This window comes from Methylobacterium sp. WL7 (genome assembly GCF_008040085.1).
Taxonomy (GTDB): Bacteria; Pseudomonadota; Alphaproteobacteria; order Rhizobiales; family Beijerinckiaceae; genus Methylobacterium; species Methylobacterium mesophilicum.
Window position 1 is genome coordinate 1 of record NZ_VRVG01000127.1, and the last position, 16,702, is coordinate 16,702.

At 69.5% G+C, this 16,702-nt stretch carries 18 protein-coding genes; 9 read left to right on the plus strand and 9 right to left on the minus strand.

All coding sequences use genetic code 11. The annotated features are described in order from the left end of the window. The first annotated feature begins 137 nt into the window (after positions 1 to 137). Positions 138 to 455 (plus strand): hypothetical protein, encoded by a 318-nt coding sequence (locus FV233_RS23650; protein ID WP_147856041.1) that lies wholly within the window; start codon positions 138 to 140, stop codon positions 453 to 455. A 48-nt stretch (positions 456 to 503) separates the two neighbouring features. Here the strand turns inward: FV233_RS23650 and FV233_RS23655 are convergent, their stop codons facing one another. Further along, positions 504 to 1,058 carry a GNAT family N-acetyltransferase gene (locus FV233_RS23655; RefSeq protein ID WP_147898977.1) on the minus strand — a complete coding sequence of 185 codons (555 nt, stop codon included), beginning with the start codon at positions 1,056 to 1,058 and terminating at the stop codon, positions 504 to 506. Between the two features lie 190 nt (positions 1,059 to 1,248). Between FV233_RS23655 and FV233_RS23660 the strand changes: the two genes are divergently transcribed. After that, complete coding sequence (locus FV233_RS23660) at positions 1,249 to 2,703, plus strand: peptidoglycan DD-metalloendopeptidase family protein (RefSeq protein WP_147898978.1); 1,455 nt, start codon at positions 1,249 to 1,251, stop codon at positions 2,701 to 2,703. A gap of 94 nt (positions 2,704 to 2,797) precedes the next feature. On the opposite strand, the gene FV233_RS23665 is transcribed toward FV233_RS23660, so the two are convergent. Next, complete coding sequence (locus FV233_RS23665) at positions 2,798 to 3,139, minus strand: YidB family protein (RefSeq protein WP_147855367.1); 342 nt, start codon at positions 3,137 to 3,139, stop codon at positions 2,798 to 2,800. A 180-nt stretch (positions 3,140 to 3,319) separates the two neighbouring features. Next, a complete protein-coding gene (locus FV233_RS23670; protein WP_147855368.1) occupies positions 3,320 to 3,712 on the minus strand; it encodes a YidB family protein in 393 nt (130 codons plus the stop codon). Between the two features lie 137 nt (positions 3,713 to 3,849). Between FV233_RS23670 and FV233_RS23675 the strand changes: the two genes are divergently transcribed. From FV233_RS23675 to FV233_RS23700, 6 genes are all read left to right on the plus strand, one after another. Then, positions 3,850 to 4,734, plus strand: coding sequence for an alpha/beta hydrolase (locus FV233_RS23675; RefSeq protein WP_147898979.1), 885 nt, complete (start codon positions 3,850 to 3,852; stop codon positions 4,732 to 4,734). Between the two features lie 120 nt (positions 4,735 to 4,854). Beyond that, positions 4,855 to 5,190, plus strand: coding sequence for a preprotein translocase subunit YajC (gene yajC, locus FV233_RS23680; protein WP_147855372.1), 336 nt, complete (start codon positions 4,855 to 4,857; stop codon positions 5,188 to 5,190). Between the two features lie 57 nt (positions 5,191 to 5,247). Then, a complete protein-coding gene (gene secD, locus FV233_RS23685; RefSeq protein WP_147898980.1) occupies positions 5,248 to 6,852 on the plus strand; it encodes a protein translocase subunit SecD in 1,605 nt (534 codons plus the stop codon). Positions 6,853 to 7,084: 232 nt separating this feature from the next. Then, the gene (gene secF, locus FV233_RS23690; protein ID WP_058191332.1) at positions 7,085 to 8,026 is read left to right on the plus strand and encodes a protein translocase subunit SecF; all 942 of its coding nucleotides are present in this window, start codon (positions 7,085 to 7,087) and stop codon (positions 8,024 to 8,026) included. Positions 8,027 to 8,038: 12 nt separating this feature from the next. Next, positions 8,039 to 8,437, plus strand: coding sequence for an MTH938/NDUFAF3 family protein (locus tag FV233_RS23695; protein WP_147855370.1), 399 nt, complete (start codon positions 8,039 to 8,041; stop codon positions 8,435 to 8,437). After that, a complete protein-coding gene (locus FV233_RS23700; protein WP_147855369.1) occupies positions 8,437 to 9,315 on the plus strand; it encodes a phytoene/squalene synthase family protein in 879 nt (292 codons plus the stop codon). Before FV233_RS23695 ends, FV233_RS23700 begins: the two co-directional genes overlap by 1 nt. Positions 9,316 to 9,470: 155 nt before the next feature. Here the strand turns inward: FV233_RS23700 and FV233_RS23705 are convergent, their stop codons facing one another. From FV233_RS23705 to FV233_RS23725, 5 genes are all read right to left on the minus strand, one after another. Then, on the minus strand, positions 9,471 to 10,118 hold the full coding sequence (locus FV233_RS23705) for a methyltransferase domain-containing protein (protein WP_147898981.1): 648 nt from the start codon (positions 10,116 to 10,118) through the stop codon (positions 9,471 to 9,473). Next, positions 10,115 to 10,879, minus strand: coding sequence for a 5'/3'-nucleotidase SurE (surE, locus tag FV233_RS23710; protein WP_147855604.1), 765 nt, complete (start codon positions 10,877 to 10,879; stop codon positions 10,115 to 10,117). Before surE ends, FV233_RS23705 begins: the two co-directional genes overlap by 4 nt. Then, positions 10,879 to 12,213, minus strand: a complete 1,335-nt coding sequence (gene serS, locus FV233_RS23715; protein ID WP_147855605.1) for a serine--tRNA ligase — start codon at positions 12,211 to 12,213, stop codon at positions 10,879 to 10,881. Before serS ends, surE begins: the two co-directional genes overlap by 1 nt. Before the next feature lie 91 nt (positions 12,214 to 12,304). Next, entirely contained in the window at positions 12,305 to 12,670 is a 366-nt protein-coding gene (locus tag FV233_RS23720; protein WP_147855606.1) for a nuclear transport factor 2 family protein, read from the minus strand. Positions 12,671 to 12,791: 121 nt separating this feature from the next. After that, positions 12,792 to 13,235, minus strand: coding sequence for an OsmC family protein (locus FV233_RS23725; protein ID WP_147855607.1), 444 nt, complete (start codon positions 13,233 to 13,235; stop codon positions 12,792 to 12,794). 151 nt (positions 13,236 to 13,386) lie between these two features. On the opposite strand from FV233_RS23725, the gene FV233_RS23730 reads away from it, so the two are divergent. Beyond that, entirely contained in the window at positions 13,387 to 14,253 is an 867-nt protein-coding gene (locus tag FV233_RS23730) for an ATP-binding protein (RefSeq protein WP_147855608.1), read from the plus strand. A gap of 409 nt (positions 14,254 to 14,662) precedes the next feature. On the opposite strand, the gene FV233_RS23735 is transcribed toward FV233_RS23730, so the two are convergent. Further along, positions 14,663 to 16,702: TonB-dependent siderophore receptor (locus FV233_RS23735; RefSeq protein ID WP_147898982.1), on the minus strand; the 2,040-nt coding region annotated here is incomplete at its 5' end.

Sequence of the window (16,702 nt, forward strand, 5' to 3'; positions counted from 1 at the left end):
GATAGATTTATATTTAGGTCTATCATGAAGATGAACAATTCAGGTGCGGCCTGGATCGCAATGAACTTGCGGTGGTGCCCTCACGTCTCGTAATAGACTTCTCCTGTCATGCGTAGATGGATTGAGGATCTTAGAACATGCCGGTGATCAAGGCTTTGTCGGATACGTTGCGGAGTGTCGCCGCGCCCGGCATGACGCCGAAGGCGTTGCGCGCCGCCGTCCGGGAGAAGCATCCCGATGCCTCCAAGAAGGATATCGTGCGGGCCGCCTTCTATGCCTTGCTCGAGGAGCCGGAGCAGGATCTGGCCTGCCTGGCCGAACTGCACGGCTTCGCCCTCGTCGAGCGCGTGTCCGAGGATGAGCGGACTATCAAGGTCGGGGGCACCAAGAAGAAGCGTCGGGCCGCCGAGGCGGCGAAGGCTGCGACCGGTGAACTGGCCGAAGCCCTGAACTGAAGGCGCCGGCCGCCGTCCTGCGGCGCGAAGAGGCGCGGTTGGTGCGGCTCAGCCTCGCTGGAGCAGACGTCGGCCGGGACGGTGCCCCTCCTCGCCGGTGTCGCGAAAGCCGAGCTTCTGCAGGAGGCCCCAGGAGGCGACGTTGCCGGGGCGGCACTCCGCCACGACGATGCGGGCCGGGAAGCGCCGGCCCAGGTGTTCGAGGATGGCCGAGACCGCCTCGTAGGCCAAGCCACGCCCCCGCGCTGCGCCACCGACCCAATAGCCGATCTCGATCGCACCGGGTCCGCGCAGATGCGTCCCGACCACGCCGACCAGATCGGATGCGACCGTTAGCTCGCCCGCTTCAGATGCACCGGCTCGGCGCATCCAGGCTCCCAGGAAGCGGTCCTGGCCGCGCCCACCGCTGCGGATCAGGTCTTCGGCGTCGCGTACGGTGAAGGGGGTCGGCAGAAAATCCACCGCCGCGGTGATCGCGGGATCGTCGGTAACCCGGCGGAGGTCCTGGGCATCCTCCGGCCGCAGCGCGGCGATCGACAGGCGTGCGGTCTCGATCGGAGGCAGGTCGGCGAGGCTGTCGCGGGCGGCGCGAATGGTAAACATCTTTCCGATGTGGGGTGGCGACCGGACCGGAAAAGGCACGGTCAGACCCCTCTCCTTCATCCCGTGACGGTCGCTGTCACTACTCAGACAGAGCGCAATGCGCTTACCGATAGGCCGGACGGGAACGGTTGCTTAACCTGAATCCGTCTTCATTGGGGCATCAAGTTGCGTCAGGCAAACGGGTGCGTCGATGCGGGTGCGCGGTACGGGTCGAGGGTTACGGACGCTGTCGCGCGTCGCCCTCATCGGCATCATCGGTGGCGGTGCCGCCGCCTGTTCCTCGGACGCATCGCGCCTGAGCAACCCTTTCTCAAACCCCTTCTCGTCGGAGCCTGCCGCCACCGGCAGCCTGCCGGAGGGTAGCCTGAAGCCGGCGCCGGTGATCCGTACCGGCCGGATCCAGTCCGAGGCGCTCGGCGCCCCCGGTGCTGCTCCGCGTCCGGCCGCCACGGCGATCCCGGCCCCGACTCCGGCGGCCGCGCCGGCCGCCCGGCTCGCCTCGACCGGTGCCCCCGGCTGGAGCGCCCAGGGCGGCACACAGATCACGGTGTCGAAGAACGACAGCCTGAACCAGATGTCGACGCGCTTCGGCGTGCCCGCTTCGGCGATCCTGTCGGCGAACGGCCTGTCCAACGCCAGCCAGATCACCCCCGGCCGGCAGATCGTGATCCCGGTCTACAACGCCTCCGGGCTGAACCCGGCCGCGGCTCCGATGACGGCCCGGCCGGCCCGGGCCGCCGAGGAGAAGCGCGAAGACGCGCGGCAGGTCGAGGCCAAGGTCGCCTCGAAGCGCGAGGAGGCCAAGGAGGCCGCCAAGCGCGAGGAGGTTTCCAAGCGTGAAGAGGCGTCCAAGCGCGCCGCCGCCGAGAAGGAGGCGGACCGCAAGGACGCGCTGGCTCGGGACACGGCAGCCCGCAAGGTCGCCGAGGACAAGGCCCGCAAGGAAGCGTCCCTGAAGGACGCCGACAAGAAGCATCACGTTCGCCCCGGCCAGGTCGCCAAGGCGGACGAGAAGAAGGCCGACCCGAAGGCTGAGGCGAAGGCCAAGGTCGAGGCGAAGGCCCTTGAAGCCAAGGCCGAGGCCAAGGCAGCCGCGAAGGCCGAAGCCACTCAGAAGCTCGCGGAGGCCAAGGCCGCCAAGGAGGCGGCCCAGAAGGCCGCCGCCGCCGAGAAGCCCGAGAAGGTCGCCGTCAAGGAGGCGCCGAAGCCGGTCGCCGCCGCTGCGCCGGCCAAGCCGGAGCCCGCCGCCACCGGGTCCGTCGCAGATGCGACGGCGTCGGAGAGCTTCCGCTGGCCCGCCAAGGGTCGGGTGATCTCGGGTTACGGCACGTCAGGCAACGAAGGCATCAACATCGCGGTGCCGGAAGGCACGCCGGTCAAGGCCGCCGAGGAAGGCACCGTGGCCTATGCCGGCTCGGACGTGAAGGGCTACGGCAAGCTGGTGCTGGTGCGCCACGCCAACGGGTTCGTCTCGGCCTACGCCCATAACGGCGAGATCGACGTGAAGCCCGGCGACAAGGTCAAGCGCGGCCAGACCATCGCCAAGTCCGGCGCCTCCGGCAACGTCACCTCGCCGCAGCTGCACTTCGAGATCCGCAAGGGCGGCTCGCCCGTGGATCCGATGTCCCAGCTCGCCAGCAACTGAGACGACGCAATCAATGCGGCGTGTGCGGCGGTCCCGAGAGGGACCGCCGTTCTCGTTCGCGATGCCCCCGGCTCGAACGATCGCGTGCCTGCGATCAGGTTTTGGGGGCTTGCAACGATCCGTCCGGGCTGTGGTGGTCCACCGCGTCCGGCAGGGTCTTGGCCAGGGTCGGAAACAGCTGTTCAACGGGGATGCCGAGCTTCGCAGCCATCTGGCGGACCTGCTCGTTGTCCAGGACCTTTTGGAGGTCGTCGGCGGTGATCGGCTCGTTCGGGCCGCGGCCTAGCCAGGAATTGACCTGGCTCTCGTAGCCGGAGCGGCGGAGCTGATCGAGCAACGCGTTGAGGCCGCCCGGCAGGACCTGCTGGATGATGCCAGGCAGCGCCTTGAGCGCCATCTGCCCCAACGAACCGCCGAGACTGTCGAGCAAGCTCATGATGATCCCCGTCGCTTTCCGTACGGATGGACCCTAGCGCATCGTTCCGCTTACCGAAACCGGCCGGAAGCGCTAGCGATTTGATCCGCAACAGCTTTTTCCCGGTGGCCGATGGCCGCCCGTTGGCGTGAGGCTTGGCGGCCGCCGACCGCTCCGGCCGAAGGCGTCCGATCAAAAAAATCAGCGGATCTGCGTGCTGAAGTTCGGCTGGGGCTTCAGCCGGCCGTCTTCGCTCTGGGCCGCGACCGCCGCGGGCAGGAACTCGGCGAGCGCCGTCGCCACGCGGCCGGCCGGCAGGTTCAGATCGTAGGCCAGCCGCTCGGTCACCGCATCCGGCAGGCACCCGGCAATCGCGGAGGCCGGGACGGGACGGTTCTCTCCGGACCCGATCCACGAGTCGACTGCCCCGCCGTGGCCGGCCTCGCGCAGCCGGTCCAGGAATGCGACGAGGCCGCCCGGGTAGAATTTTGCCAGCGCCAGCGCGAGCTTGCCGCTGCCGGTGCTCACGACCGCCCGGTCGGCCGCCGCGACCACGTCGCCGATCAGGGTCTTCACACCGTCGAGCAGGCTCATCGTGTCGTATCCCGGGGTTCGATCACCACGCTCAAGGTTGGGCGGGACCGGCGGTCGGCAAGAGGCGGTCGGCAACAGCGCATGCGGCAATTGCGCGGCGATCGGCTAAAATGTCTGCCGCAGGGAGGGCGTGATCGATGAAGCGCGTGCAGGCCGGTGTTCTCGACGTCGCCTACCTGGAGGTCGGCCCCGCGGACGGGAAGCCGGCCGTCCTGCTCCACGGCTTCCCGTACGACGTCCACGCCTACGACGCGGCGGCGGCGCGCCTAGCCGCTGCGGGCGTGCGCTGCCTGATCCCGTACCTGCGGGGTTACGGGCCGACCCGGTTCCGCGACCCGCAAACGCCGCGCTCCGGCGAGCAGGCTGCGCTCGGAGCGGATCTCCTGGCCTTCCTGGACGCGCTCGGGATTGGGCGGCCGGTGCTGGCCGGCTACGATTGGGGCGGCCGGGCTGCCTGCGTGGTGGCAGCGCTCTGGCCGGAGCGGGCGACGGGGCTCGTGAGCTGCGGCGTGGGCTACAACATCCAGAATATCCCGGCCTCGGGCGAGCCGGCATCGCCGGAGGCCGAGCACCGGTTGTGGTACCAGTACTACCTCCACGGCGCCCGGGGCCGCGCCGGCCTGGCGGCCAACCGGGCGCAATTCTGCGCGTTACTGTGGCGGCTGTGGTCGCCGACGTGGCAATTCTCCGAAGAAACGTTCGCCCAGACCGCGCATTCCTTCGAAGAGAATCCAGATTTCGTCGACGTCGTAGTCCACTCCTATCGCCATCGCTTCGCACTCGCGCCCGGCGATCCGGCACTGGCCGGGATCGAAGCCAGCCTGACGGCCCAGCCGGGGATCACCGTGCCATCGATCGTGCTGCTCGGTGCCGACGACGGGGTCGGGCCGCCGCCTGAGTCCGACACCGACGCCCGGCACTTCACCGGCCCGTACCGGCGCGCCATCGTCGCGGGGGTCGGGCACAACTTTCCGCAGGAGGCGCCGGACGCCTTTGCGGAGGCGGTGCTCGGCCTGCTGTGACCGTCTGAGCGCGGGGCGTTGCTTTCGGGAAGCCCCTGGCTATAGTCCGCGCGCTTTCAGACAGGTCTGCGGACGCCGCATCCGGCGGCAGGCCTGCGTGCCAATCGCAGGAGACGCTCGTTGATCACCCCCGCCTTCGCGCAAGGGGCCGCTACGGCCGCTGGCGGAGCGGAGATCGCCTTTCAGGTGATCCCGTTCGTCCTGATCTTCGTGATCATGTATTTCCTGATCCTGCGACCGCAGCAGAAGCGGGTCAAGGACCACCAGGCGCTGATCAAGGCCGTGCGCCGGGACGACACGATCGTCACCAATGGCGGCCTGGTCGGGCGGGTCGTGAAGGCCGTCGACGACCAGGCGGAGGTCGAGGTCGAGATCGCCCCGAACGTCCGCGTGCGGGTCGTCCGGACGATGATCTCCGAGGTCCGCGCCAAGGGCGGACCGGCCAAGGCCGTCTGACACCTTCCATGAAGCGGCCGGCGTAACCCGCCGGCCTGACAGAGAAAACATCGGCCGATGCTGCGCTTCTCCCGTGCGAAGATCATCACGACCCTCGCGGCGATCCTGATCGGTCTGATGCTCGCCGTGCCGAGCTTCTTCTCGCCCGAGCAGCGCAAGGGCTTCGTGGCGAGCCTGCCGTCCTGGTTCCCGACCTGGATCGTCCCGACCCGGGGCATCGTGCTCGGCCTCGACCTTCAGGGCGGCTCGCAGTTGCTGCTGGAGGTGGACCAGAACGAGCTGATCGCCTCCCAGGCCAAAGCCCTGCGCGACGACGTGCGCCGCACGCTCCAGCAGGAGAATGTCCGCGCCGACGGCGGCATCGGCCTGCTCCAGCGCGGCGTCCAGGTGAAGGTCGCGGACGACGCGGCCCGGGCCAAGGTCCTGCCGAAGCTGCAGGAACTGTCGCTGCCGATAACCACGTCGATCGGCCAGACCGCGGCCCGCACACTCGACATCACCGAGCAGCCCGGCGGCGTGATCCGCCTGACGCTCACCGATGTCGGCATCACCGAGCGCACCCGCCGGGCGGTCAGCCAGGGCATCGAGGTCATCCGCCGCCGCCTCGATTCCACCGGCACCACCGAGCCCTCGATCCAGCAGCAGGGCGCCGACCGGATCCTGATCCAGGTCCCGGGCGAGCAGAACCCGGAGCGGCTGGAGAAGCTGCTGGGCTCCACCGCCAAGCTCGAATTCCGCATGCTCGCCGACAGCCCCTCGGGCGACGTCGACATGCTGCCCTCCAAGGACGAGAAGGGCGCCAAGGTTCCGGTCGAGCGCCGGGTCATGGCGGATGGCGGCGAGCTAACCGACGCCCAGCCGGCCTTCGACCAGCAGTCGCATGAGCCGATGGTCAGCTTCAAATTCAACCTGCGCGGCGCCCAGCGCTTCGGCCAGGCGACCTCAGAGAATGTCGGCCGGCGCATGGCGATCGTGCTCGACAACGAGGTGGTCTCGGCCCCGGTGATCCGCTCGGCGATCACCGGCGGCTCGGGCCAGATCACCGGCAACTTCACGGTTCAGCAGGCCAACGACCTGTCGGTCCTGCTCCGGGCCGGCGCCCTGCCGGCGAAGTTCACCGTGGTCGAGCGCCGCGTCGTCGGCCCCGGCCTCGGCCGGGACTCGATCCAGGCCGGCAAGCTCGCGACCCTGGTGGCCGCCGGCCTCGTGGTCTGCTTCATGTTCGCCACCTACGGCACCTTCGGGTTCATCGCCAACATCGCCCTGATGGTCCATGTCGGGCTGATCCTGGGCCTGATGTCGGTGCTGGAGGCGACCATGACCCTGCCGGGCATCGCCGGCATCGTGCTCACCATCGGCACGGCGGTGGATTCCAACGTGCTGATCTACGAGCGCATGCGCGAGGAGAGCCATGCCGGCCGCTCGCTGATCTCCGCGCTCCAGGCCGGCTTCGACCGCGCCTTCGCGACGATCATCGACTCGAACTCGACCATGGCGATCGCCGCGCTGATCCTGTTCTTCCTCGGCTCCGGGCCGGTGAAGGGGTTCGCCGTGGTGTTCATCCTCGGCATCCTGACCACGGTCATCACCGCCGTGACGCTGACCCGGATGATGATCGCGGTGTGGTATAAGACGTTCAGGCCGAAGGCCCTGCCGTTCTGATTGAACTTCCTTTCGGGAGATGCATCGCCGCCGGTGTGATCCGCCGCTCCAAACCCCGAACCTCATCCTGAGGTGCCCGCGCCAGCGGGCCTCGAAGGAGGGATCCAGGGACCGCGCGCAGCCTGCAGGCCTCCTTCGAGGCTTGCGCGGGGCGCAAGCACCTCAGGATGAGGTCGCGGGTGGGACGGTATCGTGCCGGTGCTGACATCTTCCACACGTTAGGTCCGAAAAAATGCGCCTGCTCCGCCTCTGGCCCGATGAATCGCATTTCGACTTCATGCGCTTCCGGCGGCTGACCTTTCCGCTCTCGGCGGTGCTGTCGCTCGTCACCGTGGTGCTGTTCCTCACCATCGGGCTGAACTTCGGCATCGACTTCAAGGGCGGCACACTGGTCGAACTGCAGGCCAAGTCCGGGACCGCCGACGTGGCCGCGATTCGGCACACCGCGGTCGGCTTCGGCTTCGGCGAGCCGGAGGTGCAGGAACTCGGCAACCAGGGCACCGTGCTAGTGCGCCTGCCGCTCCAGCCCGGCGAGCAGGGCCAGACCGCCGTGATGAACAAGGCGCACGCCGCCTTCGACGCCGACTACGACTTCCGCCGCACCGAGACCGTCGGCCCGCGCGTCTCGGGCGAGCTGGTCCAGTCCGGCACGCTCGGCGTCGTGCTGTCGGTGGTCGCGGTGCTGCTCTACCTGTGGTTCCGGTTCGAGCGGGAGCTGGCGCTCGGCGCCATCGTCGGCACGCTCCACGACATCGTGCTGACGGTGGGCGTGTTCATCATCACCCGCATCGAGTTCAACATGACCTCGATCGCCGCGATCCTGACCATCGTGGGCTACTCGCTCAACGAGACCGTTGTGGTGTTCGACCGGACCCGCGAGCTGATGCGGCGCTACAAGACGATCCCCACGGTCGACCTGCTCAACCTGTCGATCAACTCGACCATGTCGCGCACCGTGATGACCTCGATCTCGTCGGGCCTGTCGCTGCTGGCGCTGGTCCTGTTCGGCGGCGAGGCGATCAAGGGCTTCGCCATCGTGATGCTCTGCGGCGTCGTGATCTGCACCTACTCGGCGATCTTCGTGTCGACTCCGGTGTTGATCTATCTGGGGCTGATGCTCTCGGGCGCTCGCGCGGCGGCCGAGCGGTCGGGCGTCCCGCAACCCGCGGAGTAGTTTTTTTCGGACATGGCCGAGCAGGAGACGTCAAAGGGCTTCGAATCCGGCTTCGTGCCGGGGCGCCACATCATCGACACCTACGGCAACGGCGGCTTCCGCTTCGCCGGGATGTCGCATCGCGGCTCGCTCCTGCTCCTGCCCTCGGGCGTTCGGGCCTGGGACGTCACGTCGGCGAAGGCGATCGACCGCACGGCCCTGCGCCCGGTCCAGGCCGAGGCCGCGGAGATCGAGCTTCTGCTGGTCGGCACCGGCCTCGACATCGCGGCGATCGACCCGTCCCTGCGCGGCTGGCTCAAGGATGCCGGCGTCGGCCTCGACGTGATGCAGACCGGGGCGGCGGCCCGCACCTACAACATCCTGGTGGCCGAGAACCGCAAGGTCGCGGCCGCCCTGATCGTGGTCGATTGATGCCGGAGGTCGACGACAAGCCCGCCGAGACCGGCCTGGCCTTCGCGCAGGCCCATTGCGAGCAGCTGGTCCGCGATGGCGATCCGGACCGCTACTACGCGACCCTGTTCGCCCCGGCCGCCGCCCGCCCGCATCTCTTCGCCCTCTACGCCTTCAGCCTGACCGTCGCACGGGTGCGCGAGGCCGCCTCGAACCCGATGGCCGGCGAGATCCGCCTGCAATGGTGGCGCGATGCGCTCCAGGGCGAGGCCCGAGGTGATGTCCGCGCCAACCCGGTGGCGGCGGCCCTCGAAGAGGCGATCCGGGTGAACCGCCTGCTGCGCCAGCCCTTCGTGGACCTGATCGACGCAAGGGTGTTCGACCTCTACGAGGATCCGATGCCCCGGGTGAACGACCTGGAGGGCTATTGCGGCGAGACCGCCTCCGCCCTGTTCCGGCTGGCGAGCCTGGTGATCGGCAACGGCACCGAGCCGGGCGGCGCGGGGGCCGCCGGCCATGCCGGGGTCGCCTACGGGATTACCGGCCTGCTGCGCGCCCTGCCCTGGCACGCCCGCTCCGGCCAGGTCTACCTGCCGGCCGACGTGCTGGCCCGCTACGGCGTCACCCGCGAGGACATCACCAGCGGCCGCGGCGGCCCCGGCCTGCGCCGGGCCTGCGCCGACCTGCGCGACCTCGCCCGGACCCATCTCAAGGCCTTCGAGGCCGCCCGCCCGGCGATCGCACCGCTGGCCGGCACGGCGTTCCTGCCGGTGGCGCTGGTCGAGCCCTATCTCGCCATGATGGAGCGGGCGAGCTACGACCCGCTCAACACGCTCACCGACCTGCCGCGCTGGCGCCGGCTGTGGCGGCTGTGGCGGGCGTCGCGACGGATTGGTTGAACACCGTCGGGCGGTTCGTTCTCGCCTTCTGGCAAAGGACCCGCACCGTCATTGCGAGCACAGCGAAGCAACCCAGGGCAGCGCGCGATCTCAGAATGGTGGCGTTTCCCTGGGTTGCTTCGCTACGCTCGCAATGACGGTGGGGAACGGGGACGTCACAGCACCCGTGCCAACCCCGGCACCAGCGCCGCCAGACGCGTCGGCGGCCCGAGCTCCGGTTCGGCCTCCGGGCTCGCCAGGGTCGCGATCCGGCAGCGGCCATCCCGGCTGAGGCCGGTCACCAGGCGTCCGCCCGGTTCGAGGGCGGCGCGCCAGTGTGGCGGGATGGCCTCGACGCTGCCGTGCACGAGGATCCGGTCGAAGCCGCCATCCGGCAGATCCGGGGCGAGGCCGTCGGCCTGGACCACGTGGACCTCGGACAGGGCGGCGAGCCGCGCGGCGGCCTCCCGGGCCAGGGTGGCGTAGCGCTCCAGGCTCAGGACCGCGCCGGCCCCGAGCTTGGCCAGCAGCGCCGTGGCGTAGCCCGAGCCGGTGCCGATCTCGAGGATCCGGTGGCCCGGCTCGACGCGCAGCAGCGCCAGCATCTGGGCCACCTGGGTGGGGGCCGTCATCGAGGCGCCGCAGGGCAGCGGCAGGGCGAGGTCCCGCCGGGCCTGGGCGCGATGGGCCTCGGGGGCGAACGGCTCCCGCGGGACCTGCTCCATGGCCCGCAGGATCGCGGTGTCCCGCATCCCCCGGCCCCGGAGCGCCATGACGAAGGCCGCGTTGCCGGCAGCCTCCTCGAGGCCGCCCAGATCGATCACGCCGAGAAGGCCTGCGCGAACCGGGTCAGGGTCGGCTCGTCCGTGAGGTCGAGGCGCAGGGGCGTCACCGAGATCCGCTTCTCGGCGATCGCCTTCAGATCCGAGCCGTGGCCCGGCTCGAACCGGGCCTTGGCGAAGGCCAGCCAGAAATACGGATTGCCGCGCCCGTCGACCCGGGCGTCGATCGACAGCAGCGCCTGGTTCCGGAAGCCCTGCGCCGCCACCGCGATGCCCTGGACGTCGGCCGGCGCGCAATCCGGGAAGTTGACGTTGATCACGATGCCGGGCTCGATCCCGGTCTCGAGGATCTTACGGATCACCTTCGGGCCGTGCTCCCGGGCGCAGTCCCACTTGAGATTGGTCCGTCCGCCCGCCCCGTAGGCCTGGCTCAGCGCGATCGAGCGGATGCCGAGGATCGTGCCCTCCATGGCGGCCGCGATCGTGCCCGAATAGGTCACGTCCTCGGCGACGTTCTGGCCGCGGTTGACCCCCGACAGGACCAAGTCCGGCCCGTGATCGCCGAGGATGTGGCGCACCCCCAGGATCACGCAATCGGAGGGCGTGCCCTTCACGGCGAAGCGCTGCTCCGAGACCTGCCGCAGGCGCAGCGGGTCGTTCAGCGAGAGCGAGTGCGACACGCCGGACTGGTCGCTCTCCGGCGCCACCACCCAGACGTCGTCGGACAGCTCCCGGGCGATCTCCTCCAGAGTGGCGAGCCCCGGCGCGTGGATGCCGTCGTCGTTGGTGACTAGGATGCGCATCAGTGGGCCCCTTCGATCCGGTTGAGCCCGCCCATGTAGGGGTGGAGCACCGACGGGATCGTGATGCTCCCGTCCGGGTTCTGGTAGTTCTCCATCACGGCGATCAGGGCGCGGCCGACCGCGACCCCCGAGCCGTTGAGCGTGTGGACATAGGCCGGTTTGCCGTCCTTGCCCCGGTAGCGGGCGTTCATCCGCCGGGCCTGGAACGGGCCGCAGACGGAACACGACGAGATCTCGCGATGGGTCCGCTGGCCCGGTACCCAGACCTCGATGTCGTAGGTCTTCTGGCTCGCGAAGCCCATGTCGCCGGTGCAGAGCGTCATCACCCGGTAGGGCAGATCGAGCTTTTTCAGGACCGCCTCCGCGCAGGTGAGCATCCGCTCGTGCTCGTTGGCGGATTCTTCCGGCGACGTGATCGAGACGAGCTCGACCTTGTTGAACTGGTGCTGGCGCAGCATGCCCCGCGTATCCCGGCCCGCCGCCCCGGCCTCGGCCCGGAAGCAGGGGGTGAGCGCGGTGAAGCGCAGGGGTAGTTCCTCCTCGCGGAGGATGGATTCGCGGACGAGGTTGGTCAGCGGGACTTCGGCGGTGGGGATGAGCCAGAATTTTTCGGTCCTGTCCGGCTCCGTTCCGGTTGCCGTCGCCGTTGCGGTATCGAGCCCCTTGAAGACCGAGAACTGATCATCCGCAAATTTCGGAAGCTGCGCCGTGCCGAACATCGCTGCGTCGCGCACCAGAACCGGCGGCGCCACTTCCAAATACCCATGCTCTTGCGTGTGCAGGTCGAGCATGAACTGGCCCAGCGCCCGCTCCAGCCGGGCGAGCTGGCCCTTGAGCACCACGAAGCGCGAGCCCGAGAGCTTGGCGGCGGATTCGAAATCTATGAGCCCGCTGGCCTCGCCGAGCTCGAAATGCTCGCGGCCCTCGGTCAGCCGCTCGCGGGCGGAGGCGTGGCTGCGGTAGAGCACGTTACCGTGCTCGTCGGCGCCGTCCGGCACGTCGGGCTTGGGCTGGTTCGGGATCGCGGCGAGTTTTTCGGATAGCGCCGCGTCGGCCCGGTCCTGCGCGGCCTTCAAGTCGGCCTCGGCGCTTTTAAGCGCGGCGACCTCCGCCATCAGGGCGGCCGCGCGGGCCTCGTCCTTGGCCTTCTTGGCTCCGCCGATCTCCTTGGCGAGCGCGTTGCGCCGCTCTTGGTTGGCCTGGGCCGCCGAGACCGCGGATTTGCGGGCCTCGTCGAGGGCGATCAGCGCGGACGAGAGCGACGCGAGCCCCCGGCGGGCGAGGTCGCGGTCGAAGGCGTCCGGGTTGTCCCGGATGGCGCGGATGTCGTGCATCGTGTCGGCTCGGATCTGCGGCGCACGAGGCTCGGCGCGCGCGGCCCCCGCTTTGCCGCATCGCGTCCGGTGGGACAAGCGCGGGGCGCCCTCACGCCTTCGGCGGCGCGATCTTCAGCTGGTCGATCGCCCACAGCCAGGTGCCGTCCGGCTGCGCGCGGGCGACTTCCACCGACAGCGCGCCGTTGGGCAGCCGCGCGAAGGTCAACGCGAGGGCGCCGTTGCGCACGGGTTCCAGCGTCTCGGGGGCCGGAAAGTCGGACTTGCGCGCCAGCAGATCCGTGTAGAAGGCCCGGATCTCGGCATGGCCGGTGGCCACGACGCGGCCGGCGGCCAGCACCGCGTCGGGCTCGTAGAGCGCCACCAGCCCCTCGACATCGCCGGCATTGGCCCGCTCGTTGAAGAGCTGGGCCAGCGCCGCCGGCTCGGTTGCAGCGTGTCGGTTCTCGTGGGCCACGGGCAACTCCTGTGTGGGCTATGGGTGTGTGTGACATCTCGGGCTGCGCGCCCGGATGTGTGAGAAGACGTCGGCCACGACGCTGCGGGATGGTCCGAAACGCCATACGCCCGGCCGGCACTCATGCGAGGCGCGCCCCGTCGGCATCCTCCACCGAGACGGTCACCGGGATCCCGGCCTTCACGCTCTCCGAGACGGTGCAGAAGCGCTCGAACTGCTCCAGCACCCGGTCGATCCGGGGCATGGCCTCGGCCGCGGCCCCCAGCCGGATGCGCACGGCGATCCCGCCGATCCGCAGGCGGCCCTCCGGGTTGCGTGCCATCCGGCAGGTCGCCTCGGCGGCGACGCCCTGCGCGTCCTGCCGGAACTTGCCCAGAGCGAAGACCAGGCTGGCGCACAGGCAGTTCGCCACGCCCGAGGCCAGCAGCTGCTCGGGGATCGGACCTGTGCCGCCGCCGACCGGGGGCGCCTCGTCGGTGAGCAGGCCGGACAGCCCCGCGCCGAAATCGACGGTGAAGACGTAAGCCCCGACCTGGGTGATCCGGATCGTCGGTCCTGCATCCATCGGCGCCCTCCCGGGGCCGATCCGACCGCCCACGCGGAGAATTCAACGCCCGATCCGGCTTCGCGTTCGAGCCGCACGGGGACAGATGATTTCTGCAACCGAACGCCGTAGTACGGTCGCTCGACCGATCCGGAAGCGAACCCCCGATCCGATGACGAGCTTCGAGACCCTGATGCCGCTCCTGGAGCGGATCGCTACCGCCCTGGAGCGCGCCGCGCCGCCCGCCCAGCCGGCCTTCGACCCGAACGCCGCCGACGCCTTCCTGTGGGGGCCGGAGCGGCGGCTCACTGCGGTGCCGCAGGTGGCCCGGGTGGAGATCGGCCTGCTCACCGGCATCGACCGGGCCCGCGACACCCTGATCGAGAACACCGAGCGCTTCGCCCGCGGCCTGCCGGCCAACAACGCCCTGCTGTGGGGCGCCCGCGGCATGGGCAAATCCTCGCTGGTCAAGGCGGCCCATGCCGAGATCAACGCCCGCCGGCCCGAGGGCGCGCGGCCGATGAAGCTGGTGGAGATCCACCGGGAGGATATCGAGGCCCTGCCCGACCTGATGGCCCTGCTCCGGCCCGACCCGCATCGCTGGCTGGTCTATTGCGACGACCTCTCCTTCGACGGCGACGACACCTCGTACAAGTCGCTCAAGACCGCGCTGGACGGCGGCATCGAGGGTCGTCCCGGCAACGTGCTGTTCTACGCCACCTCCAACCGCCGGCATCTGCTGGCCCGCGACATGGTCGAGAACGAGCGCTCGACGGCGATCAACCCCGGCGAGGCCGTCGAAGAGAAGGTCTCGCTGTCGGACCGGTTCGGCCTCTGGCTCGGCTTCCACAAATGCAGCCAGGACGAGTTCCTGGCGATGATCCGCGCCTATGCCGATCGCTACGGCCTGGACCTGCCCGCGGAGCGCCTGCGCGCCGAGGCCCTGGAATGGGCCACCACCCGGGGCTCCCGCTCGGGCCGCACCGCGTTCCAGTTCATCCAGGACCTGGCCGGGCGGATGGGGAAGGTGCTGGATTGAGGATTCTTATAAGCGCCTGATCGATTTGAGATATTCCACCCGCGACCTCATCCTGAGGTGCCCGGCGATCGAAGATCGCCGGGCCTCGAAGGAGCCCTCCAGAAGCCTCTGTGATCCCTAGAGGCCTCCTTCGCAGCGTTCGCTGCGCTCCGTCGCCTCAGGATGAGGGCGTGGATGGGACAGGCGCTGCCCGGGCGGTCGTCGGTGGATGCGCCGACATCGGTCCACGCACCCCGTCATCCCGGGGCCGCAGATTGGAGCCAAGGATCCAAAACCACAGGTGGAGCAACGCGTTGTACCGTCGGCGGCTCTGGGTCCCGGGTTCGCCTCCGGCGCCCAAGGATGACACGGTGATTCATTCGGCTGCGGTCGCGTCGCCCTGCAGACGCCAAGCCGCCGCCGCAGATTTTCAAAAATCCACCGACGCCGAGAGCCACGTGGTACGCGGGGCCCCGAGGATGAGGGCGCCGTTCGCGTTGGCGATCCAGTAGTGGTTGTCGGTGACGTTGGACACGGTCACGCGTAGCGTGACCGGCCTGTCCTGCACCAGCGCCACGTAGCGCAGCCCGAGATCCAGCGTCGTCCAGTCCGGGATTTTGGAGAAGGCGGCACTGGTCAGGGTGGTGCCGGCGTAGGACGCGCCGGTGTAGACCATCGTGGCGATCGCCGTGAGACCGCGCAGGAACGGCGTGTCCCATTCGAGGCCCGTGGTGGCCTGGAAGCGCGGCGCGCCGGTGGCGGGATTGCCGTCGTAGAGGCCGCCCCGGGTCCGGCGCCAGCGGGCGTCGAGCAGGGTCGCGCCGGCGATGACCCGCAGGTCCGGCGCTATCGCGCCGAAGATCGTTCCCTCGAAGCCGCGGTTCCGCTGAGAGCCAGCGACGCCGAAACGGTTGGTGATGGGATCGACGTTGCCGGCCGGCTGGGTGATCTCGAAGGCGGCCAACGTCGCCCCGAAGGTCCCGAAGTCGAGCTTCGCGCCGATCTCATATTGCCGCGACCGGGCCGGCGCGAAGGTCTGGGCGGTATTGATCGCGGTGTTTGGCGCCCGCAGCGCGGTGAGGCCCTGGACCGCGTTGGCGTAGAGCGAAAGCGCCTCGGTCGGCCGCACCACGAGGCCGAAGGCCGGCGTCGTCGCGCTCTTGTCGTAGGACGTGCTCAGCAGGCCCGTGATCGGCGCATAGTTGCCGAGTTCGATCTCTTGACGCCGGGCGCCGACCATGAACTCGACCAGTCCGTCGGCCACCGACATCGTGTCGGCCACGGCGTAGCTCGTCATCCGGTCGTAGCTCGCCCGGCCGCGGGGATACGTGCCGGCGGCCAGCGGTAGCCCCGGCGAGGCCAGACGGACGGGCGCGTAGAGGTTCGACCGGTAGTTCGGATACGTGATCTGGCCGAGCGTCAGGTCCTGATCAAGGATCGTCGCGCTGAACACGGCCTCGTGCCGGATCCAGCCGGTGTCGAACCGCGCCCGTGCCCCCGCCTCGCCTGACAGCGTCGACGTGCCGCCGGTCTGGAAGATCGAGTTCACCTGCGTATTGCCCCGTCGATCGAGCAGGGTGAAGGCCGGGTTCTCCTGCTTGTCGTAGGTGAAGCGGTTACCGCCGAGCGCCGCGAACAGCATGATGTCCGAGGTCAGGTCGAACTCCGCGCGGCCGAGGCCGGTGAGGCTGTCGGCGCGGGAGAAATCGAAGTCCTGGGACATGTTCCGGCGCGGGTTCGGTGCCCGGGGGACGTGCAGCCCCGGCTGCGGATTTCCGCCCCGGGTCTGGGCGTCGTAGGCGTCGTGCTGGTAGATCACGTCGGCGTAGAGCCGGAGCCGGTCTCCGGAATAGTCGAGGGCCAGTGAGCCGACGCCGTTGCGCTGCGCGGTCCGGTCGATCGGCGTGTCGCCGCCGAAGCCCGCGCCGTTGATGCGGATGCCGAACTCCCCTGCCTCGCCGTAGCGCCGAGAAACGTCGACCTGCGCCCCGCCTCGGGTCGTTGAGGCGTAGTCGACGGTCGCCCGGGTCAGCGGTTCGTCGCCCGCGCGCTTGGTGACCACGTTCACGGTGCCGGCGACGCTGCCGAAGATCGACGCGCCGAACAGGAACGCCACCGGCCCCTTGAGCACCTCGATCCGCTCGAGTGGGGCCGGACTGATCCGGTAATCGGGCACGAGGCCGTACAGCCCGTTCAGGGCGAACTCGCGGTTGTCGACCCGGAAGCCGCGGATCGTCAGCGCGTCGTAGCGGTTGCCGCTGCCGATCGAGGCTCGCACGGACGGGTCGGTACGCGTCAGGAGATCGCCGACGCTGATCGCCTGCGCGTCGCGGATGGTCTTCTCGGTGTAGCTCGCCGTGCTGAACGGCGTCCGCATGTAATCCCGGTTGCCCAGGATGCCGAGTCGGCTGCCGCGTGCGACCTGACCGCCGGCAAACGCCTTCGGAAGGCCGCCCGCCTCCCCCTGCCC